We start from the raw sequence: 25,209 nt of genomic DNA on the forward strand, positions 1-25,209 counted from the left end.
ATTACACCTTGTTGACGTTTTGTCCGGTCAGCACCTTGCGGATGGAGGCATCCATCCGGCGGGCTGCAAATTCGCCACTGGCGGCGTCCGCCGCCTCGATGGCATCTTTGATTTGATTGGTTGTCCCTGTGGCGCGCATGGCCAGCAGATGGGTGATAGCACCGTCGATGGCGGCGCGCTCGGCGGCGCTCAGCAGCGCATCGCCGTCGGCGGCCAGCGCGGCGTTGAGGCTTTCGACCACACGATCGGCCTCCACCTGCTGCTCTGCCAGCATGCGGGCATCCATGTCTTGCTGGGCATTGGCGATGGAGGCGCTCAGCATGGTGAGTATGTCCTCCTCCCCCAGCCCGTAGGAGGGCTTGACCTGGATCTCGGCCTGCACGCCGGAGGATTTCTCCATGGCGCTGACCGACAGCAGACCATCCGCATCCACCTGGAAGGTGACGCGAATGTGGGCGGCGCCCGCCGCCATCGGCGGAATGCCGGTCAGGGTGAACCGGGCCAGGGAGCGGCAATCGGCCACCAGCTCGCGTTCGCCCTGCACCACGTGGATCGCCATCGCGGTCTGGCCATCCTTGAAGGTGGTGAACTCCTGGGCGCGGGCCACCGGTATGGTGGTGTTGCGCGGGATCACCTTCTCGGCCAGGCCACCCATGGTCTCGAGCCCCAGGGAGAGCGGGATCACGTCCAGCAGCAGCATCTCGGCATCGGGCTTGTTGCCCACCAGGATGTCGGCCTGGATGGCGGCGCCGATGGCCACCACCTTGTCCGGGTCGATACTGGTCAGCGGCGGACGCTGGAAGAAATCGCCCACCAGCTCGCGCACCAGCGGCACTCGGGTGGAACCACCGACCATCACCACTTCCAGCACTTCCACCTGCTCCAGCCCCGTATCGCGCAGGGCGCGGCGGCAAGCCAGCAGGGTGCGCTTGACCAGCGGCATGATGAGCTCATCAAACTGGCTGCGGCTCACCTCTCCCTGCCAGCCGGCAAAGGCACAGGGCACCCGATCGGCATCGGTCAGGCCGTGTTTGACGGCGGCGGCCACGTCCAGCAGCTCGCGCTGGGTACGGGCGTCGAGCTGGCCTTCAAGGCCGGCGTGCGCCTTGATCCAGTCCGCCAGCAGGTGATCGAAATCATCGCCGCCGAGGGCTGAGTCGCCACCGGTGGCCATCACCTCGAACACGCCACGGTGCAACCGCAGGATGGAGATGTCGAAGGTACCGCCACCGAGGTCATAGACCGCTATCACCCCTTCCTGACCGGAGTCGAGGCCGTAGGCAATGGCGGCCGCGGTCGGCTCGTTGAGCAGGCGCAGCACGTGCAGACTGGCCAGACGGGCTGCGTCCTTGGTGCCCTGACGCTGGGCGTCATCGAAATAGGCGGGCACGGTAATGACAACGCCATCCAGCTCGCCACCCAGTGCGGCGGCGCCCCGCTCGGCCAGTTTCTTCAAGATTTCGGCTGAGACCTGCACCGGGTTGACCAGCCCCTGACGGGTCTGCAACTGGGGCATGCCGTTGTCGGCGGCCACGAACTCATAAGGCTGCTGGCGGGTATCGATATCGGCCAGCGCCTTGCCCATCATCCGCTTGGCGGAGACGATGGTGTTGTGCGGATCGAGGGCCGCCTCGCGCTTGGCGTCGAAGCCGACCCGGATCGCATCAGCCTGACCATTGTCGAACTGATAGTGCACCACGGACGGCAGCAGATCGCGTCCCTGCTCGTCGCAGAGAGTATCGGCGTGGCCGCTGCGAACCGCAGCAACGAGAGAGTTGGTGGTGCCAAGATCGATGCCAACGGCACGTTTATGCTGATGAGGTGCGGCGCTCTGGCCGGGCTCGGCGATTTGCAGTAATGCCATGGGTAATCAAAATTCCAGCGTTAAAGGATCAAGACTCGAACAGCGAGTCTTCGAATCGTTCCAGCTCTTCGAGGAGCTTGTCGACAAACTTGAGTTTGCGAACGCAATCAGCCGCGCTCACATCATCGCCAGCGGCGAGATCCTGCGTCAGGCGTTGCATCAACAACTGGTGATCATGCCTGATTTCGTGGCGAAAATCCTTGATGGCGCGCTCAGGCTCGGGCTCCCCTTTCAGGTCGGCAAGCCGCTCGCGCCACTCCAGTTGCTGCATCAGGAAGGTAGTGTCTTGCAGGGTTTGCTGCTCGCCACGAAGTTCGGTGCCGCGCAGGGAGAGCAGATACTCGGCTCGGCGCAGGGGCGCCTTGAGGGTCGTGAAGGCATCGTTGATCTGGGCGGCACGTTGCACCGCAACCAGCTGCTCCCGCTCGGGAGCCGTGGCAAAACGATCGGGGTGGAACTGGGTTTGCAACTGACGGTAGGTGTCCGCCAGCTGACGGGTATCGAGCTCGAAGCCTTCAACCAGCCCAAACAGCTCGAAATGATTCATGCAAGCCTCTTAGACACGTTCGCCATCACCACACTCGCCCTTGGCGCTGGCGATGTTGAACTGGCCGTTTCCGGCCAGTTCAAGCGGCAAGACATGCCGTGCGTCAAATCGGTTAGACACTGAAACTTTCGCCACAACCACACTCGCCCTTGGCGTTGGGGTTGTTGAACTGGAAGCCCTCGTTGAGCCCCTCCTTGACGAAGTCCAGCTCGGTGCCATCCAGATGGATCAGGCTCTTGGCATCGACGATGACTTTGACACCGTTTTGCTCAAACACCTGATCTTCATCCGCCAGCTCATCGACAAACTCGAGCACATAGGCAAGACCCGAACAGCCGGTGGTCTTGACGCCGAGGCGCAGGCCAATGCCCTTGCCCCGGTTGGTCAGAAAAGAGGAAACCCGTGCCGCTGCGGCATCTGTCATGGTAATGGCCATACTGCGCTCCTGACCTTAGAGACCTTTCTTCTGCTTGTAATCGGCGATGGCGGCCTTGATGGCGTCCTCAGCCAGAATGGAGCAGTGGATCTTCACCGGCGGCAGGGCCAGCTCTTCAGCGATGTCGGTGTTCTTGATGCCGGCGGCTTCGTCCAGGGTCTTGCCCTTGACCCACTCGGTCACCAGGGAGCTGGAGGCAATGGCGGAACCACAGCCATAGGTCTTGAACTTGGCATCTTCGATGATGCCGTCGTCGCTGATCTTCAGCTGCAGCTTCATTACGTCGCCACAAGCCGGGGCGCCAACCATGCCGGTCGCAATGTTGGGATCGTTCTTGTCGAAGCCACCTACGTTGCGGGGATTCTCGTAGTGGTCGATTACTTTTTCACTGTAAGCCATATCTAACTCCTGCTAATTCCGTTGATCACTGATCCTGTGGATCAGTGATGAGCCCATTCGACCGTGTTCAGATCGACGCCATCTTTGTACATCTCCCACAGGGGAGACATCTCGCGCAGACGACCGATGGAGTCACGGATAAGCTTGATTGCGTAATCAATCTCTTCTTCTGTGGTGAAGCGACCCAGACTGAAACGGATGGAGCTGTGCGCCAGCTCGTCGTTCAGACCCAGTGCACGCAGCACATAGGAGGGCTCCAGGCTGGCCGAGGTACAGGCAGAGCCGGAAGAGACCGCCAGATCCTTCAGCGCCATGATGAGGGATTCCCCTTCCACATAGGCGAAGCTGACGTTCAGGTTGCCCGGCACACGCTGTTCCAGGTCACCGTTGATGTAAACGGCTTCGATGTCCTTGATGCCATCCCACAGACGCTGACGCAGGGCCATGATGCGTTGACCTTCACTCACCATCTCTTCCCTGGCGATGCGGAAGGCCTCGCCCATACCGACGATCTGGTGGGTCGGCAGGGTGCCGGAACGCATGCCGCGCTCATGACCGCCACCGTGCATCTGGGCTTCCAGACGAACGCGCGGCTTGCGGCGCACATAGAGGGCACCTATGCCTTTGGGACCGTATACCTTGTGGGCGGACATGGAGAGCAGATCCACTTTCAGGGCTTCCACATCCACCGGGATCTTGCCCACGCTCTGGACTGCGTCCACGTGCAGCAGGATCTTGCGGGAGCGGCACAGATCGCCGATGGCGGCAATGTTCTGCACCACGCCGATCTCGTTGTTCACATGCATGATGCTGACCAGAATGGTGTCATCGCGCAGGGCACCTTCGATCTGCTCCAGAGTGAACAGGCCATTCGGCATCGGCTCAAGGTAGGTCACCTCATAGCCTTCACGCTCCAGCTGGCGGCAAGTATCGAGTACTGCCTTGTGCTCTGTCTTGGAGGTGATGATGTGTTTGCCCTTGCCAGCATAGAAATGGGCAACGCCCTTGATGGCCAGGTTGTTGGATTCTGTCGCGCCGGAGGTGAAGACGATCTCGCGCGGGTCGGCACCGATCAGCTCTGCCACTTGATTACGGGCCAGGTCTACCGCCTCTTCGGCTTGCCAGCCAAAGCGGTGGGAACGGGATGCTGGATTGCCGAACAGGCCATCCATGGTGAGACACTGCATCATTTTTTCTGCGACACGCGGGTCCACCGGACAGGTTGCCGAATAATCAAGGTAAATAGGCAGTTTCATGTTTTTCTCCGTTACAGCCAGGGTCACACATCGACCGACTGTGGAAAGCACGTTTGTTTATAGTTGGACTTTCAAGCTCACATCGCCGCGTTCTGCCCGATCAACCAGGGACAACACGGTTTTCATTTGTTCGTCTTGCTTGCCGGCGATCCGGCGCACATCCGCCTGACCCACCAGCTCTGCCAGGGTGATATCCCCCAGGAAACTGGAAATGCGCTCGCTGAGATCACGCCACAGGGAGTGAGTGAGGCACTGGGTGCCGCCGTGGCAGCCGCCTTTGCCGAGGCACTTGGTGGCATCCACCGACTCGTCGACCGCGGTGATCACCTGACCGACCGAGATGGCGTCAGGGGCCAGACCGAGGCGATAACCGCCACCCGGGCCACGTACGCTGCTCACCAGACCATGCTTGCGCAGGCGGGCAAACAGTTGTTCCAGATAGGACAAGGAGATGCCCTGGCGCTCCGAAATATCAGCCAGGGGCACGGGCCCCTGCTCTGCATGCAACGCCACGTCGAGCATGGCAGTCACAGCGTAACGTCCTTTTGAGGTCAGTCTCATATGCCTTACCGTCTTGCGAACCAATCAATATGGGCATATGGTCACATACCCGACTAAAACAGTCAAGTATATGGTTGAGTAAACCAGTCAGGTTTAATCCTGCGGTTTCGGCTTCTGTACCGAGGTCAAAATGCCGCGCAGAATGTTGAGTTCCACCGTTTCAGGACGGGCTCGATTGAACAGGCGACGCAGCTTGCTCATCACCTGCCCCGGATGATCATCGGCGATGAAACCCGTCTTGAGCAGGGTCTGCTCCAGGTGCTGATAGAAGCCTTCCAGCTGATCGGCACTGGGATAATCCGCCTCGCTCTCCACCTCGGGTGCCTGATCCTGCAACCAGTGCATCCGCACTTCGTAACAGAGGGTCTGCACCGCCATGGCCAGATTGAGGGAGCTGTATTCGGGGTTGGCCGCAATGGCCACGTGGTAGTGGCACTTCTGCAGCTCGTCGTTGGTGAGGCCGGTGCGTTCACGACCAAACACCAGAGCCACCGGATGCTTCACCCCCTCCACCACCACCTTCTCCCCCGCTTCGCGAGGATCCAGCATGGGCCAGCTCAGGGTCCGGGAACGGGCGCTGGTGCCTATGACCAGACCACAATCGGCAATGGCTTCATCCAGCGTCGAGACGATACGGGCATTGGCCAGGACATCGCTGGCCCCTGCCGCCAGGGCCATGGCGCTGTCATCTGGCAGGGTCTGCGGATCAACCAACACCAGTTGAGTCAGTCCCATGGTCTTCATGGCGCGTGCCGCAGAGCCCATGTTGCCGGTGTGAGAAGTGTTTACCAACACGATACGAATCTGATCCAACATGCCCAGTCAATCTTCAGTCAAAAATGGCGCGCAATTGTAACATAGCCAATCGCTATTTTGGCACCGTAAAAGGCGCGCCATTTCACAACAAAACCATCATTGTGTAGAACAAAGCATCATGAGCGGAGGCTGACCGCAGGCTAAACTTGGAGGATGAGTGGATCTAGGAGCGGAGGCAACATGTGCCCGCGCTGGCTTTATGAGAGGTTACCAGTCTGCTATCTGCTGACCGCGGTCGGCACGCTCACGCTTACCCAGACCCCCTTGCTCTGGCTGGCGGGCAGCCTGTTGTTTGTCGCAGGCGCCGTCATCTGGATGATGCGCTCCAGCTATCGGCGCACCGATCTGGTCATCTTTCCGACCAAACGCTGGTTTCAGCCGGAGTGGCTGTACGAGGCGCAGCCCTTCGTCTGGCTGGCGCTGGGCCTGTTGCTCTCCCGCCTCCCCAACGCCACTGCCCTGCTGGCCTTGCTCCCTTGCGTCTGGGCCTGCCGCTGCCTCTGGGCGCGCAGTCACTACCGCCACCATGCCGGGGGCCTGGCATCACACCTGAGACGGGACCCCGCCCGTCGGCGCAGAGTGCGGCTCCTGCGCTGACGCGGTGCGCGCACGTTCGATGAAGGTGGCAAGATCCATCAGCGGGTAGCGCATCAGGCTCGGCAAGCCAGCCAGATCCAGGCTGTCCATCAGGTTCTTCACCTCCAGTCCCAGCTCGGTATCCCCTTCAATCTTCAGCTTGCGCTGAAAGAAGAGGGAATCGGGATCTTCCTTGCGACCGGCGATCAGTATGAGGTCGTTGGTGGTGCCGCTGAAACAGACATCCGCCCGCTCACAATCGCGGGCCACCACCAGTTTTCCATCCTGTTCGCTGATGAACCAGCACAGCTCGAGATCCGAGACTTCGACCTTGAGCCATTTGCCGGCCAAAAATTCGAAGTCACCATCCTGGATGGCTTCCTTGAACACCCGCGCCAGCAGTCGCTCCATCAGGTTCTGCTGCAGCGCAAACGGCACCAGCTTGAGGGGGCGGCGCAGAAAGCGGGGAGCCTGTTCGACCAGGCGACATTGCAGTTGTTGAAACACGATAAACTCCCAGTTTTTTGCGCATTCAAACACAGGGCCACGCTCTGGATCCTGTTGGAAATCAAACTTGTGCCGACTTACCTCAAGAAGGGTAAAGCCACACAAAGCTGCCTCAGGTCAAAAAGTGGGAAGGCATCGATGAATACAATCGGGCCACTTTTGCATTTTTTGCCCTCTCGGAGCGTACCCGATGGAATTACTCTGTCCGGCAGGCAGTTTGCCGGCACTGAAAACAGCCGTGGATAACGGGGCCGATGCGGTTTACATCGGTTTCAAGGATGACACCAATGCCCGCCACTTTGCCGGTCTCAACTTCACCGACAGCAAGCTGGAAAAGGCGGTGGACTACGTGCACCAGCATGGCCGCAAGCTGCACATCGCCATCAATACCTTCGCCCACCCGGGCTCGGATGCCAGATGGAAGCAGGCTGTGGACCGGGGTGTGGCGCTCGGTGCCGACGCCCTGATCATCGCCGATCTCGCCGTGCTCGATTACGCCAGCCGGCATCATCCGGACATGGAGCTGCACGTCTCGGTGCAGGCCAGCGCCACCAATGCCGCCGCCATCCGCTTCTATCAGCAGCATTTCAACGTCGGCCGGGTGGTGTTGCCACGGGTGCTCTCCATGCATCAGGTCAGACAGCTGGCCCGCGAGACCGATGTCGGCCTCGAGGTGTTCGCCTTTGGCAGCCTCTGCATCATGGCCGAGGGGCGCTGCTATCTCTCCTCCTACATGACAGGCGAGAGTCCCAATACCGTGGGTGCCTGCTCACCGGCCAAGTTTGTGCGCTGGGAGGAGACGCCGGCTGGCCTCGAGTCCCGCCTCAACGAGGTGCTGATCGACCGCTATGGCCCGGGTGAAAACGCCGGTTACCCGACCCTGTGCAAGGGCCGCTTCGAGGTGGATGGCCAGACCTACCACGCCCTGGAGGAGCCGACCAGCCTCAACACGCTCGGCCTCTTGCCCGAGCTGTTCCAGACCGGGATCCAGTCGGTCAAGATCGAGGGGCGCCAGCGCAGTCCCGCCTACGTGGAGCAGGTCACCCGGGTCTGGCGCGCGGCCATCGATGCCTACCAGGCCAATCCCGAGGGCTACAGCGTCAAAGCCGAGTGGGATGCCCAGCTCGCCCGCGTCTCCGAGGGGAGTCAGACTACCCTGGGTGCCTATCATCGTCAGTGGCAATAAAGGAGCTCAACCACATGCAATTCTCTCTCGGGCCTCTGCTCTTCTACTGGCCCAAGGCCGACACCCAGGCCTTTTACGACGCCGCGGCACAAAGCCAGGCGGACATCATCTATCTGGGGGAAACCGTCTGCAGCAAGCGCCGCGAACTGAAAGTAGATGACTGGATCGCCCTCGCCCGCCAGGTGGCGACCTCGGGCAAGCAGGTGGTGCTCTCCACCCTGGCGCTGATCTCGGCCCCCTCGGAGCTCAAGGAGGTGAAGCGGCTGGTCGACAATGGCGATCTCATGGTCGAGGCCAACGATCTCGGCACGGTACAACTTGCCAGGGAGGCGGGGCTCCCGTTTGTCTGCGGCCCGGCCATCAACGCCTACAACGCCGATGTACTGCGCATGCTGCTCAAACAGGGGATGACACGCTGGGTGATGCCGGTGGAGCTGTCGCGCGACTGGCTGGTGCAGCTCAATCAGGATCTGGGCAGCGCTCGCCGCCAGTTCGAAGTGGAGGTGTTCGCCTACGGCCACCTGCCGCTCGCCTACTCGGCGCGCTGCTTCACCGCCCGCTCCCTCGACAAGCCCAAGGACAGCTGCGAACTCGCCTGCATCCACTACCCCACAGGCCGGCTGGCCAGCAGCCGCGAGGGGCAGAAGGTGTTCAACCTCAACGGTATCCAGACCCAGTCAGGTTACTGCTACAACCTGGGCAACGAGCTCAAAACGATGGACGGTCTGGTGGACGTGGTACGTCTCTCTCCCGAAGGGATGGAGACACTGAAGATGCTGGCCAGCTTCAAGGCCAATGTGCAGGGTCAGGCTCCTCTCCCCCTGCAACGGGAGCGAGACTGCAACGGTTACTGGCGTCAGATCCCCGGCATGAGCCTGGTGGAATAACGCCACACCCATGCCAGAGCGCAGACAGGTCTGGGCGCGGTTGCCACGGCTACTGTTGCCAAATATCCCCGGCATTAGCCTGCTGGATTAACACCGCCCCATGCCAGAGCTCAGACAGCAAAAAGGCCTCATTGTGAGGCCTTTTTTACATCGCGAGAGCCTGCAATCAGGAGGCCTGCTTGCTGCTCTTGCCCTGTGCGCTCTGGGCACCCGGCGGCAAGGGTTTGCGCGCCATCAGCTCCAGCTCAAGCAAGGCATACCTGTGCTCGATGAAGTCGTACACGTTGTTGGCGAGTGCCAGCTTGAAGTAGCTGATGGCTTCCTTGCGGTTGCCCTTGGCCAGTTCAAACTTGCCGAGGTAGAAGTAGGTTTCACACAGGCGCTCGGCAAGCTCCCGGTTGTCCTTCACCCCTTTCACCACGTTGCCCATCAACTGGGTCGCATTGAGCTCGCCTGTGTAGAGGCGAACCAGATCCCAGTTCCAGGCGTCATCGTCATATTTGTTGAGACGCTCGCGCATCCGGCTCATGGCGGCCGGCGCGTTGAGCTTCTGCTCGGCCAGATAGAGCCAGATCACCCGATAGGGATCTTCCGGCTGCGCTTCATAGAAGCGTTTCATATCGGCTGCGGCCAGCTCGGGACGATTGCCGTAATAGAGCGCTATGCCACGGTTGAGATAGGCATAGTCATAATCGGGAGCCAGCTCGAGGGCGGAATCAAATGCCTCGTAGGCTTCGTCATAATTCTGCTGCTGCACCAGATAGACGCCGATGAAGTTGTAGGCCTCGGCAAAATCCGGTTTCTCCCGCAAGGCCCGGTTGAAATCCAGCCTCGCCAGGGAGCGCAAGCCAACCCGGTCAAACACCACGGCACGCTCATAAAACAGTTCAGCCCGTTGCTCTGTGGTCAATTCCATCTCACCGAGCATCTGCCCGAGTCGCGCCAACGCCAACTCGCTCTGGTAAGAGACCTGCAGGGGGGTCGCCAATACCAGTGAAGCGGGTTGCGGCTTGGGAACTTGAGGCGCTTCAACCTGACTGCTACTGCTGCAACCCCACATGGGGAGCAGCAACAGGATACCAAGGAGGTATCCAATCCCTTTCCTGACGTTCAATGAACACTCCGACGCTTACGCTTGACCCCGCATATGGTAAAGGTCAACCGACACTTTGTCATGTGGCTGATCCTCTCTCCCTCAAATAAATCAGGATTCGACAGGGTATCCGGCATCACACCAGCCCCGAAAGCCACCATCTACGCTGACAACCCGGCTATAACCCATCTTCTGCAGGTTATCCGCCACCAGGATGGAGCGAAATCCCCCACCACAATAGAGGTAGAGCTCGGTGGCCGGATCCGGATAGCGAGTCTCTATGTCACGCTCGATCACGCCGCGACCCAGGTATTCGGCCCCCGGCAGATGACCCCTTGCCCACTCGCTCTCTTCCCGCACGTCAATAAGATGAAAGGCGCGCCCCTCATCCTGCCAGCGTTTGACCTGATGCACGTCTGTCTCTTGCACCAGGGTGCGAACGGCCTCTACCAGCGCCAGAAAACGGGGATTGTGTTGCATGGCTTGTGCTCCTTGCCTTGGATGATAGGAGATGGGTAACGGGGAGCATAATGACTCACCCGGGCCATAAGAGAAAGGGCGCCTCGCGGCGCCCTTGTCGTTTACGGCAGGATCTCTTGCTGATCCGCGCCCTCTTTTTCCACCTGGGTCGGCAGCATGTGCTCCCGCTTGACCCCGAAGAACATGGCTGAGGCACTCGCCACATAGATGGAGGAGTAGGTCCCGAAGGCCACCCCGATCACCATGGCGATGGCAAAACCGTGGATCAGCGGACCGCCCTTGAGCAGCAGCGCCACCACCACCACGAAGGTCAACCCCGAGGTGATGATGGTCCGGCTCAGGGTCTCTGTCATGGAAAGATCCATGATTTCGCTGGTATTTCCCTTGCGCACCTTGCGAAAGTTCTCCCGCAGCCGGTCGAACACCACTATGGTATCGTTCAGGGAGTAACCCACCAGCGTCATCAGCGCCGCCAGCACGGTCAAGTCGAACTCGTACTGGAAGTAGGCGAAGATGCCGAGGGTGATGATCACATCGTGCGCCAGGGAGAGTATGCCCCCCATGGCCAGACGCCATTCGAAGCGCACCGCCACGTAGATCAGGATACAGATGATGGAGGCCAGCATGGCCAGGGCACCGTCTGTCGCCAGCTCGTCACCCACCGAGGGGCCGACGAATTCGACGCGCTTGAGCACGGCGCTCTGATCGATCAACTTGGCTGCAGCCAGCACTTCGTTACCCTGTTGCTCCACCTTGACCCCCTCTTTCGGGGTCATGCGCACCAGCACATCACGGCTGGAGCCGAAGAATTGCAGGGTCGCCCCTTCAATCTTCTGCTGATCCAGCGCCTCGTGCATCTTGTCCAGGCTCACCGATTGCTGGAATCCCACCTCTATGGTGGTACCACCGGTGAAGTCCAGACCCCAGTTCAGACCCCGATCGAACAGGCAGAACAGGGCGAGTATCGTCAGCAGGGCAGAGAACACCATTCCCGACTTGGCGAAGCGCATGAAGGGGATAGGCTTTTCAAAATGTAGAATCTGAAACATGTCTCTTCCTTAGATCGGCAGCTTGTCGATGCGCCGTCCACCCCAGGCCAGGTTGATGATGGCGCGGGATACCGTGATGGCCGTAAACATGGAGGCACTCAGACCAATGCCCAGCGTCAGGGCGAAGCCCTTGATGGCGCCGGTGCCGATACCGAACAGGATCACGCAGGTGATGAGCGAGGTGACGTTGGAGTCGGCGATGGTCGAGAAGGCGCGGTCGAAGCCCAGATGGATGGCTTGCTGCACCCCGCGACCGTTGCGGATCTCTTCACGAATACGCTCGTAGATCAGCACGTTGGCATCCACCGCCATGCCCAGCGTCAGGACGATACCGGCGATGCCCGGCAGTGTCATGGTGGCCCCGGGGATCATCGACATGATGCCGACGATCAGCACCAGGTTCATGGTGAGCGCCAGGTTGGCCACCCAGCCGAATGCACGGTAGTAGATCCCCATGAACAGCACGATCACCAGCATGGCCCAGCCGATGGCTTCCATACCGCTGTCGATGTTCTGCTGACCCAGGCTCGGGCCTATGGTGCGCTCTTCGACGATCTGGATCGGGGCTATCAGGGCACCAGCACGCAACAGCAGCGCCAGGTTGTGGGCTTCGTTGGCGTTGTCGATACCCGTGATGCGGAACTGGCTGCCAAGACGCGACTGGATGGTGGCGACGTTGATCACCTCCTCCTGCTTGCGGAACTTGCGCTTGCCATCCGGACCCGGCTGACCGACCGGCTTGTATTCGATGAACACTGTGGCCATGCCTTTACCGACGTTGTCCTTGGTAAAGTTGGCCATCTTGTTGCCACCCTGGCCATCGAGCTTGATGTTGACCTGGGGACGGCTGTATTCGTCGAAACCGGACTGGGCACCCACTATGTGGTCACCGGTCAGTATGATGCGCTTTTGCAGCACGACGGGACGGCCGTTGCGATCGTTGTAGACCTTGGAGCTCGGTGGCACCCGGCCATCGGCGGCGGCCTGGATATCGGCAGTCTCATCGACCATGTGGAATTCCAGGGTCGCGGTCGCGCCCAGGATCTCCTTGGCACGGGCCGTGTCCTGAATACCGGGCAGCTCCACCACGATGCGCTCGGCACCTTGCTGTTGTACCAGCGGCTCGGCCACACCCAGCTCGTTCACCCGGTTACGGATGATGGTGATGTTCTGCTCGAGGGCGTACTTCTTCACTTCCTTGATCTTGGCTTCGCTCAGACCCGCCAGCAGGATGAACTCATCCCCCTTCTGTTCTGTGGTGAAGGTCAGATCAGGGTTCTGACGACGCAGGTGAGAGACCGCCTTGGCCTGATCCGCTTCATCGCGGAACAGCACCTGTACCTGATCACCGGCCCGACGCACGCCGGAATAACGGATCTTCTGGGTACGCAGCTCGGCGCGGAAATCCTGCACCATCTGCTCTTGCTGCTTGGTCAGCGCCTCGGCCATGTCCACTTCCATCAGGAAGTGCACACCACCGCGCAGGTCAAGACCCAGCTTGAGCGGGTTGGCACCGATGGCTTCGAGCCAGGCAGGCGTGGAGGGCGCCAGGTTGAGAGCGGTAATGAAGTTGTCGCCCAGCTTGTTGGCGACGACGTCGCGCGCCTTGAGCTGTTCTTCGGTGTTCTTGAAACGGATCAGAATGAAACCGTGTTCGAACGCAGCATGCTTGACCGGGATCTGAGCCGCATCCAGCGTCTCTTTCACCAGATCAAGCGTCTCTAGCTTGACTTCGGCACCCCGGCTGGCAGAGATCTGCAAGGCCGGGTCTTCGCCGTAAAGATTGGGGGCTGCATATAGAAAACCGATGGCGATCACGAAGACCACCATCAGGTATTTCCACAGCGGATAGCGATTTAACACGCTGTGCTCCTCGGGAGATTAAAGGGACTGAATAGAACCCTTGGGCAGAACGGCAGAGACGAAATCACGTTTGATGGTGACTTGAGTCTGATCATTCAGGGCCAGCACAATGTATTCGCTATCGGCGGACACCTTGGCAATCTTGCCGACCAGGCCACCGGAAGTGAGCACTTCATCACCCTTGGAGAGGGAGCTCATCAGATCACGATGAGTCTTGGCGCGCTTGGCCTGGGGACGATAGATCATGAAGTAGAAGATAAGGCCGAACACGGCCAGCATGATGATCATTTCCATACCACCACCCTGTGCACCCGGAACTGCGCCTTCTGCATACGCCTTGGAGATAATGCTCATTTAACAACCTCTTATTGATGTAGATTTGAGAACTGGCTTATATATCGTTGTTATTTCACGTCATTTTCAGCTAACGGAGGCACAGGCTTCCCTTGCCGACGGTAAAACTCAGCTACAAAGTCGTCTAATTTACCCTGCTCGATCGCGTCCCGCAAACCCTGCATCACACGCTGGTAATAACGCAGGTTGTGAATGGTGTTCAGACGGGCACCGAGGATCTCGTTGCACTTGTCCAGATGGTACAAATAGCTGCGGGTGTAGTTCTTGCAGGTGTAGCAATCACAATCGGCATCCAGGGTACTGGTGTCGCTGCGATACTTGGCGTTGCGGATCTTGACCACACCATCTGTGGTGAACAGATGGCCGTTGCGGGCATTGCGGGTCGGCATCACGCAGTCGAACATGTCGACCCCGCGGCGCACCCCTTCCACCAAGTCTTCCGGCTTGCCCACGCCCATCAGGTAACGCGGCTTGTCGGCCGGAATTTTCGGACAGACATGCTCGAGGATCCTGTGCATGTCTTCCTTGGGCTCACCCACCGCCAGACCGCCGACCGCATAACCGTCGAAGCCGATCTCCAGCAGGCCGTTGAGAGACACGTCCCGCAACTCTTCATACACGGAACCCTGAATGATGCCGAACAGGGCGTTCTTGTTGCCCAGGGCATCAAACTTGTCGCGCGAGCGCTTGCCCCAGCGCAGGGACATCTCCATGGACTTGCGCGCCTCTTCGTACGTGGCCGGATACGGGGTGCACTCGTCGAAGATCATCACGATATCGGAGCCCAGATCGTACTGGATCTCCATGGATTTCTCGGGGTCGAGGAAGATCTTCTCGCCGTTGATGGGGTGACGGAAGTGCACGCCCGCCTCGGTGATCTTGCGAATGTGCCCCAGGCTGAACACCTGGAAACCACCCGAGTCGGTCAGGATCGGGCCCTGCCAGTTCATGAAGTCATGCAGATCGCCGTGGGCGCGCATCACTTCCTGCCCCGGCCGCAGCCAGAGGTGGAAGGTGTTGCCAAGCAGGATCTGGGCACCTGTCTCGCGCACTTCTTCCGGGGTCATCCCCTTGACGGTGCCATAGGTACCGACCGGCATAAAGGCTGGGGTCTGCACTGTGCCGCGCTCGAATACCAACTGGCCGCGACGGGCACGGCCGTCGGTGGTTTTCAGTTCAAATTTCATTGCTACCTCGTTGCGTCAGAGAAACAGTCTGACAATAGAGAGCCCGAAGGCCCGGTATAAAGGGCGAGGCTTATGCCACCGCCCGGCGACGGGTGACGAACATGGCGTCCCCGTAGCTGAAGAAACGGTACTGCTCGGTCACGGCCGCCTGATAGGCCGCCATCACGTGATCGTACCCGGCGAAGGCGCTGACCAGCATGATCAGGGTCGACTCCGGCAGGTGGAAATTGGTAACCATGGCATCGACTACCTGGAACTGGTAGCCGGGGAAGATGAAGATGTCGGTATCGCTGAAAAACGGCGCCAGCGGCTTGCCCTGAGCCAGGCTCACCTTGGCGGCGCTCTCGAGCGATCGCACCGAGGTGGTGCCCACCGCAATCACCCGGCCACCGCGGGCGCGCGTTGCGGCTATGGCATCCACCACCTCCTGCGGCACCTCGGCATATTCCGAGTGCATGTGGTGATCTTCAATCTTGTCCACCCGCACCGGCTGGAAGGTCCCCGCCCCTACATGCAGGGTGACGAAGGCCGTTTCAACCCCCTTGGCACGGATCTTTGCCAGCAATGGCTCGTCGAAGTGCAGGCCGGCGGTCGGCGCCGCCACGGCGCCCGGCTTCTGGTTGTAAACGGTCTGGTAGCGCTCCTTGTCGGCATCCTCGTCGGGCCTGTCGATATAGGGCGGCAGCGGCATGTGGCCTATGGCTTCCAGGATCTCCAGCACGGGGCGGGGGTCCTGGAAATGGATCTCGAACAGGGCATCGTGGCGGGCCCGCATCTCGGCTTCGACTTTCTCACCGTCGGGCCCACCATCCAGAATGAGACGGGTGCCGGGCTTGGGCGATTTGGAAGAGCGCACGTGAGCCAGCACGCTGTGTTCGTCCAGGATGCGCTCCACCAGCACCTCCAGCTTGCCGCCGCTGGCCTTCTGGCCAAACATGCGCGCCGGAATGACACGGGTGTTGTTGAATACCAGCAGATCGCCGGGGTTGAGCTGGTCCAGCACATCCACAAATTGACCATGGCGCAGGGCGCCGCTTTGACCATCGAGCTGCAACAGGCGGCTGGCGGTACGCTCTGCCATCGGATAGCGGGCAATCAGCTCGTCTGGCAGATCAAAATGAAAATCGGATACTTGCATCTTTCACCTCGGGGGAATCGGCGGCTAGTCTAGTTATCCCCCTCTTCCAAGGCAACCCAAAAGACCAAAAACCCAAGAGAGACAAGGGATAGCGAGCAATTATGTGAAGCAGGGCCAGTTAAAAAACCTTTAAGGTTTTGTATTGACCCTGATCATGTTTTGCCTGTGGGGGCTGGGCTAGGGTGAAAGCAGATACACAAGGAGGCCCACCATGATGACCTTATCCGAGATCATGACAGAACATCCCTTCACTCTGGGTCCGGAAAACAGCGTCAAACAGGCGATGGATCTGATGCAGCAGGAGCGGATCCGCCACATCCCCATCGTCGACGAGCACCATCACCTGCTGGGTCTGGTCACCCTCACCGACATCCTGGCCACTCGCGAGTCCAAGCTGCTGCTCATCAACCCGGAGCGGGAAGCGGAATTCACCGACAGCGTCCAGCTCGACGAGATCATGACCCGCCAGGTGGCGAGCGTGGATCCCCACGCCGGCATCAAGGAGGCGGCGCTCTACCTGCAGCGCCACAAATATGGCTGCCTGCCGGTGCTCAAGGGGCGCAAACTGGTGGGCATAGTCACGGAGTCGGATTTCATTGCGGTTGCCATCAACCTGCTCGAACTGATGGAAGAACAGGAACCGCCCGGCGATTTTTGATCTTTAAAGCCTGTAATAAAATTACAATAAAAGCGTTTTCAGCACATGAAATCGGCAATAAAGCTGAAAGACTTTCATTTTGATTGAAAATTTACACCACAACCTTGCTTTGTGATCTGCATCACACTATTATCTCCCCCATGCAATAGTTGCCGAGGGGGAGACGAGGGATTGTGCACCCAGCCTCTTCCTCTCATATGTCTGCAAGTTTGCACACCCCGTAGTTAGTCTTTGCTGTAAAGCTTTTGTTTATATAGCCATTCCTTGTTTGATGACCCGGCCTTGTCCTTACGACAGCGCCGGGATTTTTTTTATCTGCACCCTCCTGCCCTGCCCCGGGCCCCCCTCTTTTTGCGTGTTTCGCCCAGTACGTAACTGCCACGCCCCGTCCCCCCGAGAAAGCTGCCCATTCGCCCCTTGAAAAACCCAAGAACCGCACAGATGTTGAATCTCGACAAGGGGTTACCTCTGCATGTCAGAAATATTCATGTTAGGTACAGCAGCGGTAGGTTATCTAATAGATAGATTGAAGTGATTCAAAATTGCGGCTTTAACCGATTAGGAGAAGCCCCTATGATGAATCCATCGAACGTTAAACGCCTGGTCCGGACAGACTCTTCAATACCAGACAGGCATATGTACATCACCAAGGAGCTAATACATGTCTACCTACATCAACACTGAAATCAAGCCGTTCAACGCCACCGCCTACCACAATGGCAAATTCGTTCAGGTGTCTGACGCTGACCTGAAAGGCAAGTGGTCCGTGGTGTTCTTCTACCCGGCTGACTTCACCTTCGTTTGCCCAACCGAGCTGGGTGACCTGGCTGACAACTACGCCGAATTCAAGAAGCTGGGCGTCGAGATCTACTCCGTCTCCACCGACACCCACTTCACCCACAAGGCATGGCACGACACCTCCGACACCATCCAGAAGATCCAGTATCCGATGATTGGTGACCCGACTGGCGCCATCACCCGCAACTTCGGCGTCATGATCGAAGAAGCCGGTCTGGCTGACCGCGGCACCTTCGTCATCGACCCGCAGGGCATCATCCAGATCGTTGAAATCAACGCTGGCGGCATCGGCCGTGACGCCCTGGAACTGCTGCGCAAAGTCAAAGCGGCCCAGTACGTTGCTTCCCACCCGGGTGAAGTCTGCCCGGCCAAGTGGAAAGAAGGCGATGCCACCCTGGCCCCGTCCCTGGATCTGGTAGGCAAAATCTAAGCCTCCGCTTCCAAGACCGGCCCATTCAAGGGCCGGTCTGCTTTCTGGCCTGACAAAACGCCGACCCGCAATCAAAAGAAGGAATTCGAAGATGTTGGATACCAACCTCAAACAACAGCTGAACACCTATCTGCAGTACATCGTCAATCCCATCGAGATCAGCGTGTCCGGCAATGACAGTGACAAATCCGCAGAGCTGCTGGCATTGGCCACAGAGATCAGCGAGATGTCCCCCAAGATTACCCAGACCTCTGGCACTGCCGCTCGCAAGCCTTCCATGAGCATCGCGCCAAAGGGCCAGGCCCCGCGCGTTCATTTTGCCGGCATCCCCATGGGTCATGAATTTACCTCCCTGGTGCTCGCCCTGCTGCAAAGCGGTGGTCACCCCTCCAAGGCCGATCCGGCCGTGCAGGAGCAGATCCGCAACCTCAAGGGCGAGTTCCACTTCGAGACTTACATTTCCCTCTCCTGCCACAACTGCCCGGACGTGGTGCAGGCGCTGAACCTGATGGCGACCCTGAACCCCGGCATCACCCACACCATGATCGACGGCGCCCTGTTCCAGGACGAAGTGAACGAGCGCCAGATCATGGCGGTGCCGAACGTCTATATGAACGGCCAACCGTTCAGCCAGGGTCGCATCTCGCTGGAAGAGATAGTGGCCAAGCTCGACACTGGCGCAGCAGAACGCAAGGCTGAAGAGCTCAATGAAAAAGCGCCTTACGACGTGCTGGTAGTGGGCGGTGGCCCGGCTGGCGCCGCGGCTGCCATCTATGCCGCTCGCAAAGGCATTCGCACCGCCATCGTCGCCGAGCGTTTCGGTGGTCAGGTGATGGACACGGTAGGCATCGAGAACTTCATCTCGGTAACCTACACCGAAGGCCCCAAGCTGGCCGCCAGTCTGGAGCAGCACGTCAAGCAGTACGGCGTGGAAGTGATCACAGAGCAGCGCGCCGCCGCCATCAGCAAGGATGGCTATGTGAACGTGGAGCTGGCCTCCGGCGCCACCTTGAAGAGCCGCGCCGTGATCCTGGCGACCGGTGCCCGCTGGCGTGATCTGAACGTGCCGGGCGAACTTGAATACCGCACCAAGGGCGTGGCCTACTGCCCGCACTGTGACGGCCCCTTCTTCAAGGGCAAGCGGGTGGCGGTGATCGGTGGTGGTAACTCAGGCATAGAAGCGGCCATCGATCTCGCCGGCATCGTCGAGCACGTGACCGTGGTGGAGTTCGCCGATACCCTGCGCGCCGACGAGGTACTGCAGAAGAAGGCGCGCTCCATGGGCAACATCGACATCATCATGAGCGCCCGCACCACGGAAGTGATCGGTGACGGCAGCAAGGTGGTGGGCATGGATTACGAAGATCGCACCACCGGCGAGATCAAGCATCTGGCGGTCGCCGGTATCTTCGTGCAGATCGGCCTGGTGCCGAACACCGAGTTCCTCAAGGGGAGTGAAGTGGCACTGACCCGCTTTGGCGAGATAGAGATCGACGCCAAGGGCGCCACCTCCCTGCCCGGCGTCTATGCCGCAGGCGACGCCACGACGGTGCCGTTCAAGCAGATCATCATCTCCATGGGCGCAGGAGCGACCGCTGCGCTGGGGGCATTTGATTACCTCATCCGCAATGCGGCGCCGGACGCCACCGAGACATCCGCCAAGGCCGATGCCGTGACCGCCTGATAGTCTCCGTTACCAATAAAAAGCCGGCTCCCTGGAGCCGGCTTTTTTTATCCGCGTGATTCAGCGACCGCTAACCGGTCTTCATATCCTGCGGCCCGGATGACTCAGGCGTGGCATAGCTGGCAGGGACAGCCTCCCCCGCCAGATCCGTTCTCGGCTCCAGTTCGGCAGTCATGGGAGTATTGGGCGGCACCGGCATGAACACCTGATGATCGGCCAGCGGAATGGGGGCCCGCTGCCGCTTGCGCCAGCCCAGATATGCCGTCAGCAGGGTGCCGCACAGGGCGAAGTAGACGAACAAGCCCTGCGGCCCGAACTGCAGCATGACGAAAGGCGCCAGCAGCGGCCCTATCATGGCTCCCAGACTGTAGGCGAGCAGCAACCCCTGATTGGCCCCCAGCACCTGATCCGGACGCAGCTCATCGCAGGCGTGGCTCAGGCTCAGGGGATAGATGGAAAACGCCATCCCCCCCAGCAAGAACACCAGGGTGCCGGTGACAGGCTCGCGCCACTCCTCCGGCAACAGCACCATCAGCAGGGCGAGCAGGGTCAGCACGGCGCCGAGCAGCAGGATCACTAGCCGTCTGTCATAGCGATCGGACATGCGGCCTATGGGATACTGCAGGCACATGCCCCCCAGGATCACCAGCGCCATCATGTCCGCCACCCGCGAGAGCGAGGCGCCGCTGTCGGTAAAATAGAGTGGCAGCAGGCCATAGATAGCCCCAAGGATCAGGCCCGAGGTGAAGCTGCTGCCCATGCCCGCCGGGGTGAGCCGCACCAGCTCGATCACCCCGACCGGTTGGGGCGCCACCATGGCGGGCGTCGCCACCCGGGAGAGCGCCAGCGGCACCACAGACAGGGTGGCCGCCATGGCGCACAGGGCAAACGGGGTCAGCACCATGGGATCCACCCACTTGAGCAGCAACTGGCCCATGGCCAGGGATCCGTAGAGCAGTATCATGTAGAGCGACATCAGCCGCCCCCGGTTGGCCGGGGTGCTGGAAACCAGCATCCAGGACTCCAGCACCACGAACAGGCCGCCGGTAGCAAAGCCACCCAGCAGCCGTAGCGCCGCCCAGCTGACGGGTTCCACCACCATGCCGTGCAGCAGGAACAGAAAACAGAGCAGGGAGGCGTAGGCCGCATAGGCCCGGATATGGCCGACCCGTATGATGAGGCGAGCGTTGACGAAGGCCCCCAGCACCAGGCCGCCAAAATAGGCGGCCGACACCAGACCTATGGCCTGCACCGACACCTGCTCGGCCGAGAGTCGCACCGTCAGCAGGGTATTGAACATGCCGTGGCCCAGAATGAATATCACCAGACTGGCCAAGGGTGACAACAACCTTGTGAGTGTCATGGGGTCTCCCTGTAGGGCTAAACAGCCATGGTACCGTTTGCTTCCCGCCCACTTCAACCCAACCAGCCCCGCCACGGCCGGACTATCCTTGATGAGACCCACCATTGAGGTAACCAAGATGAAACCTGTCCTGTTATTGATTGGCCTGCTCTTTGCCGGCAGTGCCCTCGCGTTTCACTGCCCCGCAGACATGAAGAAGATCGATGATGCCCTCGCCGCAGGCCCCGCCCTCAGCGCCGAGCAGCTGGCCGAGGTGAAGCAGCTGCGCGCCGAAGGTGAGGCACTGCACAAGGCGGGCAAGCATCAGGAATCCGTCGATACCCTGGCCAAAGCCCTGGCCCTGCTCGCACCGGCCAAATCCTGACGCAGCCCGAGGCTGAGAAGGCTCCTGCGTGATGTCATGTCAGACATTCGCCATAAACAACAAGGCCACCCGCTGGGGTGGCCTTGGTTTTATCGGGCAGCTGGCCCGCGTTCACTCTGCGCCTGATCACGACCATTTAAGTTGGAAACTCTCTGGTCAAAAAATTCAATATCTTAGCGATTCTCAATATGACAATTAAGTTGGAAACTCAATAGCAATCCTCCACCAGCTCAACGAACAAGCAGGACATTGAAGTTGGAAACCGAGCACTGCTTGGCGTGATACAGTTTGTGAAATTTTATTACAAATAAGGGCGGTCGTTTAACGTAACCGCCCCTTATGTACAGTGCTCTTACTGATCGCCCTGTCGGTTACGACTGGGATGAGTGCTGCTGAATATAGCGGTCAGCCAGCGCCTGCGCCTCTGCCAGAGCGGCTAGTGTTAATTGTTTGGCAGCACGATCGCGGGACTTAACAGCCTTGTCGCCATAACCGCTGGCCGCAGCGACCGAGAACCAGGCATATGCCTGTTTGACGTCCTGCGGCACCCCTTGGCCATGGTAATACATCACCCCTAGGTTGAATTGCGCTTCGGCATACCCTTGCTCAGCCGCCTTACAGTACCAAACCAGGGCTTGGGCATCGTCCTGCGCCACTCCTTGGCCATTGGCGTACGACACACCAAGGTTGTACTGCGCATCGGCATATCCTTGCTCGGCTGCCTTGCGGTACCAGGCCACGGCCTGGGTATAGTCCCGTGGCATCCCTTGGCCAGTGTCGTACGACACACCAAGGTTATACTGCGCACTAGCATTTCCTTGCTCAGCAGCCTTGCGGTACCAGACCACGGCCTGGGCATCGTCCTGTGGCATCCCTTGGCCCGCTTCATACATCACGCCAAGGTTGTACTGCGCATCAGTATCCCCTTGCTCGGCGGCCTTGCGAAACCAAGCTGCGGCCTGGGCATAGTCCTGTGATACCCCTTGGCCCTCATCGTACATCATGCCGAGGTTGTACTGCGCAATGGCATGCCCTTGCTCGGCCGCCTTGCGGTACCAGACTATGGCCAGAGCATCATCCTGCTCCACCCCTTGGCCATTGCTATACATCCAGCCGAGCTTGGCCTGCGCCATGGCAGTCCCTTCCTCAGCCATCTCAATGATTACTTCCCGTGCACCATCATGCCCATTTTTGGCCATTTCCCCGAGAGCGTTTAGGGCATGGATATTACCTTGCTTTACCATCTTACAGACGGCGTCCAATGCATTGGCATTGCCTTGCTCGGACGCCTTGTGATACCAGACAACCGCCTTCTTGTCATTCTGTACCACCCCTCGACCATCATCGTACATTCTGGCAAGGTGGTACTGCGCCTCCGTATGACCTTGCTCGGCCGCTTTGCGGTACCAGGCTGCCGCCTGTTTGTCATTCTGAGCTATCCCTCGGCCATAGGAGTACATCGTACCGAGTAGGAACCGCGCCTCCGCATGACCTTTCTCGGCCGCCTTGCGGTACCAGGCCGCCGCCTGTTTGTCATCCTGTGCAACCCCTCGGCCCGTGGTGTATATTCCGCCGAGTAGAAACTGTGCCTCCAGATGATCTCGCTCGGCCGCTTTGTGATACCAGACCGCAGCCTCCTTGTCATTCTGGGCGATCCCTCGGCCATAGGTGTACATTGTGCCGAGTAGGAACCGTGCCTCCACATGGCCTTGCTCGGCCGCCTTGCTGTACCAGGTCACAGCCTGCTGGCCATCCTGTGCGACCCCTCTGCCCTCTGAGTACATCCTGGCTAGGTCGCACTGTGCCTCAGCATGGCCTTGCTTGGCTGCCTTGCTGTACCAGGCCACAGCTTGCTCATGATCCTGTGCCACCCCTTCGCCATTGGCGTACATCCCGGCGAGGTTGTACTGCGCCCCTGCATGATCTTGCTCAGCCGCCTTACGGTACCAGGCCACGGCCTGGGTATCGTCCTGCGCCACCCCTTGGCCATTAGCGTACATCATGCCAAGGTTGTTCTGCGCACCAGCATGCCCATGCTCTACCGCCTTGTGGTACCAGACTACCGCTTGTTGATAATCCCTATTAACCCCTTTGCCCTCATCGTACAAACTAGCTAGGTAGTACTGCGCCTCCACATGGCCTTGCTCGGCCGCTTTACGGTACCAGGCCCACGCCAGCGTGTGATTCTGAGCTATCCCTCGGCCATTGGTGTACATCATGCCAAGCTTAAATTGAGCTTTTACATGGCCTCGTTCGGCCGCCTCGTGGTACCAGGCCGCAGCCTGTCTGTCATCCTGTGCAACCCCTCGGCCAGTGTCGTACATCCAGCCAAGAAGGAACGGCGCCTCCACATGGCCTTGCTCGGCTGCCTTGCTGTACCAGGTCACTGCCTGCTGAACCCCTTGGCCCGTGGCATATATTCCGCCGAGTTGAAATTGAGCCTCCATATGCCCTTGTTCAGCCATCTCGATAATTATTTTTTGTGCACCATCATTCCCAGATTTTGCTATTTCGCTAAGAATGTTCAAAGCATGGGCATTACCTTGCTTTACCATTTTATCGATGGTGTTTAACGCCATGGCATTGCCTTGCTCGGCCGCTTCGCGATACCAAAAAATGGCCTGAACATTGTTTTCTTCCACCCCATTACCTCTGGAATACATTTCTGCGAGTCGTAATTGCGCATGCACATGCCCTTGGCTTGCCGCTTTTAGCAGCCAATTGAAAACCCATTGTGCGCGGCTATTTTGTATAGAACTATTATCCCAATACATCATGCCGCGTACATACTGTGCCTCTGCATGGCCCTGCTCAGCCATCACAGTGATTATTTCATGTGCCCCCTTATGTCCATTTTTGGCTATATTGCAGAGAGCACTAAAGGCATGGTGATCACCTTGCTTTGCCATCTTAACGATTACTTCCAATGCATCAGCATTGCCTTGCATGGCAGCCTTGCAGAGCCATACCAAGGCTTCATGAGCATCTTGTTTCACTCCATGACCAAGACTATACATTTGGCCGAGACGGTATTGTGCTTTGGCATTTTCTCGCTTGGCTGCTTCGATATACCAAGTCATGGCTTGATCATTATCTTGTGCTGCACCTTGGCCAAGTTCATACATCTCGCCTAATGCGCACATCGCATTGGTATTTTCTTGACTAGCCGATTTATGATACCAAGCCTCTGCGTGCTCATCATTTTGTGCTACCCCATGGCCATATTTGTACATCTCACCAAGTCGGAACTGCGCTCCAGCGATCCCTTGATCGGCAGCTTTTCGGTACCATGTTACGGCTTGTTCATAATTTTGCTCCGTCCCTTGGCCACGGCTATACATCCGGCCTAAAGCGTATTGTGCATCAGCATGGCCTTGATCGGCGGCCTTACTGTACCAATCCACGGCTCGCTCATACTCTTGTTTAATATCATGAGCTAGCATCACCGTACTTCCGAGATAAAACCCCATACCGCTATGCCATTGTTCGTGTAATTTCCCGAGGCGATACTGCGCATCAGCATACCCATTGATGGCTGCCTTGCGGTACCATGCTAAAGCTTGCTCATAATCTCTTTCTTCCCCATTTTCGTATATCTCTCCCAATGCGAACTGAGCACTGGCAACACCTAACTCAGCTTCTAACTCTAATTTCCCCAGATCCATATTCATCTATTTTATCCTTGTAAATATTTAACACTGGGCCACCCACAC

General features: G+C 58.9%; 24 protein-coding genes. 7 read left to right on the plus strand and 17 right to left on the minus strand.

Going from position 1 to position 25,209, the window contains the following annotated elements; translation table 11 throughout:
• Position 1: 1 nt before the first annotated feature.
• The 7 genes from hscA to trmJ form a co-directional block, all read right to left on the minus strand.
• Positions 2 to 1,864 (minus strand): Fe-S protein assembly chaperone HscA, encoded by a 1,863-nt coding sequence (gene hscA / locus IU367_RS13230; RefSeq protein WP_274452129.1) that lies wholly within the window; start codon positions 1,862 to 1,864, stop codon positions 2 to 4.
• A gap of 28 nt (positions 1,865 to 1,892) precedes the next feature.
• Entirely contained in the window at positions 1,893 to 2,411 is a 519-nt protein-coding gene (hscB, locus tag IU367_RS13235) for a co-chaperone HscB (RefSeq protein ID WP_043136762.1), read from the minus strand.
• A gap of 112 nt (positions 2,412 to 2,523) precedes the next feature.
• Positions 2,524 to 2,847 (minus strand): iron-sulfur cluster assembly protein IscA, encoded by a 324-nt coding sequence (gene iscA / locus IU367_RS13240; protein WP_042865868.1) that lies wholly within the window; start codon positions 2,845 to 2,847, stop codon positions 2,524 to 2,526.
• A gap of 15 nt (positions 2,848 to 2,862) precedes the next feature.
• Complete coding sequence (gene iscU / locus IU367_RS13245; protein WP_005310405.1) at positions 2,863 to 3,246, minus strand: Fe-S cluster assembly scaffold IscU; 384 nt, start codon at positions 3,244 to 3,246, stop codon at positions 2,863 to 2,865.
• 41 nt (positions 3,247 to 3,287) lie between these two features.
• A complete protein-coding gene (locus IU367_RS13250; protein ID WP_043136767.1) occupies positions 3,288 to 4,502 on the minus strand; it encodes an IscS subfamily cysteine desulfurase in 1,215 nt (404 codons plus the stop codon).
• A 57-nt stretch (positions 4,503 to 4,559) separates the two neighbouring features.
• Positions 4,560 to 5,063: a Fe-S cluster assembly transcriptional regulator IscR gene (iscR, locus tag IU367_RS13255; RefSeq protein ID WP_042865866.1), complete on the minus strand. Its 504-nt coding sequence runs from the start codon at positions 5,061 to 5,063 to the stop codon at positions 4,560 to 4,562.
• Between the two features lie 93 nt (positions 5,064 to 5,156).
• Positions 5,157 to 5,879 (minus strand): tRNA (cytosine(32)/uridine(32)-2'-O)-methyltransferase TrmJ, encoded by a 723-nt coding sequence (trmJ, locus tag IU367_RS13260; RefSeq protein ID WP_274452130.1) that lies wholly within the window; start codon positions 5,877 to 5,879, stop codon positions 5,157 to 5,159.
• Positions 5,880 to 6,059: 180 nt separating this feature from the next.
• Between trmJ and IU367_RS13265 the strand changes: the two genes are divergently transcribed.
• Positions 6,060 to 6,476: a hypothetical protein gene (locus IU367_RS13265; RefSeq protein ID WP_043136773.1), complete on the plus strand. Its 417-nt coding sequence runs from the start codon at positions 6,060 to 6,062 to the stop codon at positions 6,474 to 6,476.
• On the opposite strand, the gene ubiT is transcribed toward IU367_RS13265, so the two are convergent.
• The gene (gene ubiT, locus IU367_RS13270; RefSeq protein ID WP_043137002.1) at positions 6,423 to 6,962 is read right to left on the minus strand and encodes a ubiquinone anaerobic biosynthesis accessory factor UbiT; all 540 of its coding nucleotides are present in this window, start codon (positions 6,960 to 6,962) and stop codon (positions 6,423 to 6,425) included. The two genes, IU367_RS13265 and ubiT, sit on opposite strands and share 54 nt — an antisense overlap.
• A 190-nt stretch (positions 6,963 to 7,152) precedes the next feature.
• On the opposite strand from ubiT, the gene ubiU reads away from it, so the two are divergent.
• Positions 7,153 to 8,148, plus strand: coding sequence for a ubiquinone anaerobic biosynthesis protein UbiU (gene ubiU / locus IU367_RS13275; RefSeq protein ID WP_264303463.1), 996 nt, complete (start codon positions 7,153 to 7,155; stop codon positions 8,146 to 8,148).
• 14 nt (positions 8,149 to 8,162) lie between these two features.
• Positions 8,163 to 9,035: a U32 family peptidase gene (locus IU367_RS13280; RefSeq protein WP_274452131.1), complete on the plus strand. Its 873-nt coding sequence runs from the start codon at positions 8,163 to 8,165 to the stop codon at positions 9,033 to 9,035.
• 166 nt (positions 9,036 to 9,201) lie between these two features.
• On the opposite strand, the gene nlpI is transcribed toward IU367_RS13280, so the two are convergent.
• The 7 genes from nlpI to queA form a co-directional block, all read right to left on the minus strand.
• Positions 9,202 to 10,149, minus strand: a complete 948-nt coding sequence (nlpI, locus tag IU367_RS13285; RefSeq protein WP_280136097.1) for a lipoprotein NlpI — start codon at positions 10,147 to 10,149, stop codon at positions 9,202 to 9,204.
• A gap of 90 nt (positions 10,150 to 10,239) precedes the next feature.
• Positions 10,240 to 10,608 (minus strand): rhodanese-like domain-containing protein, encoded by a 369-nt coding sequence (locus IU367_RS13290; RefSeq protein WP_274452132.1) that lies wholly within the window; start codon positions 10,606 to 10,608, stop codon positions 10,240 to 10,242.
• A gap of 101 nt (positions 10,609 to 10,709) precedes the next feature.
• Positions 10,710 to 11,657 carry a protein translocase subunit SecF gene (gene secF, locus IU367_RS13295; protein WP_043136784.1) on the minus strand — a complete coding sequence of 316 codons (948 nt, stop codon included), beginning with the start codon at positions 11,655 to 11,657 and terminating at the stop codon, positions 10,710 to 10,712.
• Between the two features lie 9 nt (positions 11,658 to 11,666).
• Entirely contained in the window at positions 11,667 to 13,520 is a 1,854-nt protein-coding gene (secD, locus tag IU367_RS13300) for a protein translocase subunit SecD (RefSeq protein WP_043555278.1), read from the minus strand.
• 18 nt (positions 13,521 to 13,538) lie between these two features.
• Positions 13,539 to 13,874 (minus strand): preprotein translocase subunit YajC, encoded by a 336-nt coding sequence (yajC, locus tag IU367_RS13305; RefSeq protein ID WP_098984364.1) that lies wholly within the window; start codon positions 13,872 to 13,874, stop codon positions 13,539 to 13,541.
• Positions 13,875 to 13,924: 50 nt separating this feature from the next.
• A complete protein-coding gene (gene tgt / locus IU367_RS13310; protein ID WP_042865859.1) occupies positions 13,925 to 15,061 on the minus strand; it encodes a tRNA guanosine(34) transglycosylase Tgt in 1,137 nt (378 codons plus the stop codon).
• A gap of 70 nt (positions 15,062 to 15,131) precedes the next feature.
• On the minus strand, positions 15,132 to 16,199 hold the full coding sequence (gene queA, locus IU367_RS13315) for a tRNA preQ1(34) S-adenosylmethionine ribosyltransferase-isomerase QueA (RefSeq protein ID WP_274452133.1): 1,068 nt from the start codon (positions 16,197 to 16,199) through the stop codon (positions 15,132 to 15,134).
• Positions 16,200 to 16,410: 211 nt separating this feature from the next.
• Between queA and IU367_RS13320 the strand changes: the two genes are divergently transcribed.
• From IU367_RS13320 to ahpF, 3 genes are all read left to right on the plus strand, one after another.
• On the plus strand, positions 16,411 to 16,857 hold the full coding sequence (locus IU367_RS13320; protein ID WP_098984366.1) for a CBS domain-containing protein: 447 nt from the start codon (positions 16,411 to 16,413) through the stop codon (positions 16,855 to 16,857).
• Positions 16,858 to 17,518: 661 nt separating this feature from the next.
• The gene (gene ahpC, locus IU367_RS13325) at positions 17,519 to 18,085 is read left to right on the plus strand and encodes an alkyl hydroperoxide reductase subunit C (RefSeq protein WP_017411392.1); all 567 of its coding nucleotides are present in this window, start codon (positions 17,519 to 17,521) and stop codon (positions 18,083 to 18,085) included.
• A 91-nt stretch (positions 18,086 to 18,176) separates the two neighbouring features.
• A complete protein-coding gene (ahpF, locus tag IU367_RS13330; protein ID WP_241278183.1) occupies positions 18,177 to 19,769 on the plus strand; it encodes an alkyl hydroperoxide reductase subunit F in 1,593 nt (530 codons plus the stop codon).
• A gap of 70 nt (positions 19,770 to 19,839) precedes the next feature.
• Here ahpF and IU367_RS13335 read toward each other — a convergent pair whose 3' ends face one another.
• Positions 19,840 to 21,132 carry an MFS transporter gene (locus tag IU367_RS13335; RefSeq protein WP_274452134.1) on the minus strand — a complete coding sequence of 431 codons (1,293 nt, stop codon included), beginning with the start codon at positions 21,130 to 21,132 and terminating at the stop codon, positions 19,840 to 19,842.
• Between the two features lie 118 nt (positions 21,133 to 21,250).
• On the opposite strand from IU367_RS13335, the gene IU367_RS13340 reads away from it, so the two are divergent.
• Positions 21,251 to 21,496, plus strand: a complete 246-nt coding sequence (locus IU367_RS13340) for a hypothetical protein (RefSeq protein WP_043136802.1) — start codon at positions 21,251 to 21,253, stop codon at positions 21,494 to 21,496.
• Positions 21,497 to 21,867: 371 nt separating this feature from the next.
• Here the strand turns inward: IU367_RS13340 and IU367_RS13345 are convergent, their stop codons facing one another.
• Positions 21,868 to 25,167: an SEL1-like repeat protein gene (locus tag IU367_RS13345; protein WP_274452135.1), complete on the minus strand. Its 3,300-nt coding sequence runs from the start codon at positions 25,165 to 25,167 to the stop codon at positions 21,868 to 21,870.
• Positions 25,168 to 25,209 lie beyond the last annotated feature (42 nt).

This window comes from Aeromonas bestiarum, from assembly GCF_028751155.1.
GTDB lineage: Bacteria > Pseudomonadota > Gammaproteobacteria > Enterobacterales > Aeromonadaceae > Aeromonas > Aeromonas bestiarum.

Bases quoted from the DNA above. Each gene is read 5' to 3' on its own strand.
- hscA (WP_274452129.1), bottom strand. From the start codon at position 1,864: ATGGCATTACTGCAAATCGCCGAGCCCGGCCAGAGCGCCGCACCTCAT.
- hscB (WP_043136762.1), bottom strand. From the start codon at position 2,411: ATGAATCATTTCGAGCTGTTTGGGCTGGTTGAAGGCTTCGAGCTCGAT.
- iscA (WP_042865868.1), bottom strand. From the start codon at position 2,847: ATGGCCATTACCATGACAGATGCCGCAGCGGCACGGGTTTCCTCTTTT.
- iscU (WP_005310405.1), bottom strand. From the start codon at position 3,246: ATGGCTTACAGTGAAAAAGTAATCGACCACTACGAGAATCCCCGCAAC.
- IU367_RS13250 (WP_043136767.1), bottom strand. From the start codon at position 4,502: ATGAAACTGCCTATTTACCTTGATTATTCGGCAACCTGTCCGGTGGAC.
- iscR (WP_042865866.1), bottom strand. From the start codon at position 5,063: ATGAGACTGACCTCAAAAGGACGTTACGCTGTGACTGCCATGCTCGAC.
- trmJ (WP_274452130.1), bottom strand. From the start codon at position 5,879: ATGTTGGATCAGATTCGTATCGTGTTGGTAAACACTTCTCACACCGGC.
- IU367_RS13265 (WP_043136773.1), top strand. From the start codon at position 6,060: ATGTGCCCGCGCTGGCTTTATGAGAGGTTACCAGTCTGCTATCTGCTG.
- ubiU (WP_264303463.1), top strand. From the start codon at position 7,153: ATGGAATTACTCTGTCCGGCAGGCAGTTTGCCGGCACTGAAAACAGCC.
- IU367_RS13280 (WP_274452131.1), top strand. From the start codon at position 8,163: ATGCAATTCTCTCTCGGGCCTCTGCTCTTCTACTGGCCCAAGGCCGAC.
- IU367_RS13290 (WP_274452132.1), bottom strand. From the start codon at position 10,608: ATGCAACACAATCCCCGTTTTCTGGCGCTGGTAGAGGCCGTTCGCACC.
- secF (WP_043136784.1), bottom strand. From the start codon at position 11,657: ATGTTTCAGATTCTACATTTTGAAAAGCCTATCCCCTTCATGCGCTTC.
- yajC (WP_098984364.1), bottom strand. From the start codon at position 13,874: ATGAGCATTATCTCCAAGGCGTATGCAGAAGGCGCAGTTCCGGGTGCA.
- tgt (WP_042865859.1), bottom strand. From the start codon at position 15,061: ATGAAATTTGAACTGAAAACCACCGACGGCCGTGCCCGTCGCGGCCAG.
- queA (WP_274452133.1), bottom strand. From the start codon at position 16,199: ATGCAAGTATCCGATTTTCATTTTGATCTGCCAGACGAGCTGATTGCC.
- IU367_RS13320 (WP_098984366.1), top strand. From the start codon at position 16,411: ATGATGACCTTATCCGAGATCATGACAGAACATCCCTTCACTCTGGGT.
- ahpC (WP_017411392.1), top strand. From the start codon at position 17,519: ATGTCTACCTACATCAACACTGAAATCAAGCCGTTCAACGCCACCGCC.
- ahpF (WP_241278183.1), top strand. From the start codon at position 18,177: ATGTTGGATACCAACCTCAAACAACAGCTGAACACCTATCTGCAGTAC.
- IU367_RS13335 (WP_274452134.1), bottom strand. From the start codon at position 21,132: ATGACACTCACAAGGTTGTTGTCACCCTTGGCCAGTCTGGTGATATTC.
- IU367_RS13340 (WP_043136802.1), top strand. From the start codon at position 21,251: ATGAAACCTGTCCTGTTATTGATTGGCCTGCTCTTTGCCGGCAGTGCC.
- IU367_RS13345 (WP_274452135.1), bottom strand. From the start codon at position 25,167: ATGAATATGGATCTGGGGAAATTAGAGTTAGAAGCTGAGTTAGGTGTT.